The organism is Endozoicomonas sp. SESOKO3 (assembly GCF_024606255.1).
Genome location: NZ_JAHHPR010000503.1, coordinates 1 through 1,932, shown reverse-complemented (window position 1 = coordinate 1,932; position 1,932 = coordinate 1). Strand labels below are relative to the sequence as shown.

At 48.8% G+C, this 1,932-nt stretch carries 1 protein-coding gene; it reads left to right on the top strand.

Translation table 11 applies throughout. From position 1 onward, the window contains the following. Nucleotides 1-1,932: hypothetical protein (locus tag KDK18_RS08780; protein ID WP_257254525.1), on the top strand; the 1,932-nt coding region annotated here is incomplete at both ends.

Sequence of the window (1,932 nt, the reverse complement as noted above, 5' to 3'; positions counted from 1 at the left end):
ATGCCTGTGATTGTTCCTGGGACAAAGTGTGTGAAAAGATCCAGACGGCAAAAGTACATGGCGGCATCGTAGTGATTTCAGAAATGAATTTGATCGACAGTCAGCATCTGGAAGGTGAGTTAAACGACATTCTGGCCGGTGACGCCCACCCGGGCTTCCACCTGTTTGCCACCATCAACCCACCGCAGTACAGCGGGCGAAAACCGTTATCACCGGCGCTGAAAGGACGTTTTCGTCATTTGCCCATCCGGCAGTACAGTCCGTCAGAATTGCAGGCCATTGCCAGGAAAGTGTTGCCAGAGACCCAACAGGGGAAAATCATCGCTGAACAACTGACTATGCAACATTGTCGTTTGAGGGCTTATCTGCAACAGAAAAACCTGCCGTTGCAGCCGACCAGTCTCGATTTACAGAATGTCGCCAGGGCTGTTATCAGAGGGGGTGATTTTACCGAAGAAGGACTACAGCAATGCCTCAATCAGCACTACCGGCTTTACCTCATGGCCGCCAGGAAATCACTGGAGGAACTACCAGAGTCATCGGCTCTTACCGTCAACAACGGTGAGCTTGATTCCGGACTCTGCCATTGGTTCAACCAGACGGTATCGGGCATTGATCGTCCGTGGTTGATACGACGCGATGATTTCAACAGTCTGGATGAAAAACGCCATAAAATTTGTATCAAGGCTGATCTGAATGAAGAGGAAGCCAGAACCGAAATCATCAAGAGACTGGCTCAGGGCCGTTGGCAGGCATCCGGTCTTTCCCTCAAACCGGATCAGTCAGACAACATTCTCACTCAGGCACTTTACCGACACTGGCAGCAACGCTGGTTTGATCGTGAGTTTGGCCCGATGAGCGTGGATGCTAATAGCGTGTTTCCCCTGACGAAAGAACAGGAACAAACACTGAAATTAACCGCTTCCCAGCCATATCTTCAGAAGACTGATCAGCGGATAGACGCATGGAATGCCCGTGACGTTCAACTATGGCCTGCGTTTTGGCATCAGATTTGTCATCAGATAAGTGCTCTGGAGAACCATCGGGTTGACAGTAGTATTAACAAAGGGTCAGCTGCTGGCGGTGATAACGCTCCTGAACCATACGATCCGGAAGTCCACGAGAAAGAGGCTCCGGCATTGGACCAGAGTACGGACTATGAATGCCGGGAGAAGCTACAACTTAACGATTATAAAATTTTTGATACTCAGGACTTTTCTTCCCATATGTATCGATGGTGGGCAAAGGATATTTATGTGTCTGCCAGGGGCGATATCAAACAGATCGATCTTAGTGATAAAAACATTGATGGGGTCGAAACCCTCATACCGGCCGTGTTACCAAGGCAGGATCAGCCAGTGCCACTAGCCAGCGATCAAACGCTGGCGACCTTTAGCTGGTCATCAAACAATGGCCAGTATGCATTGCCCAGCCTGAGACCGAACGACTATATCGTGGCACTGCGCATAGAACCCGATGTGCCATTTACCCTGATCAGGAACCAATATACCGGGCTTCACACACTGTTGATTAAGGAGGTCCGGGACAACCAGCGCATTCACGTGGCTTATGTCGTAGAACCGAGAGAACCGGTCAAAAAAATACCTGCTAAAGAAGCCCGGCCAGAAGGATCAAAACATTTTGACAACCGCTGCTCAGAGGGTATGAAAACAGTACTGGACAAACTGTTTAAGACCTTTGACCACGATGACCAACACTCACCCGAAGTAAAGATGCTTTTGCAGTCAATAAAACAACCTGAAAGCGTGGAGCAACGAATTAAGGCGATCACAGAATATTGCAAACACTTTTCCGGTGGGACACAACCAGAGCGCAATAAAAATTTCTTTGCATTCCTCGTAACAAAGCGGCAGGGTAGCTGTCGTCATCGTGTGCCTGTTTTTATTGCTTTTTGTCGTTATTTTGGGATTC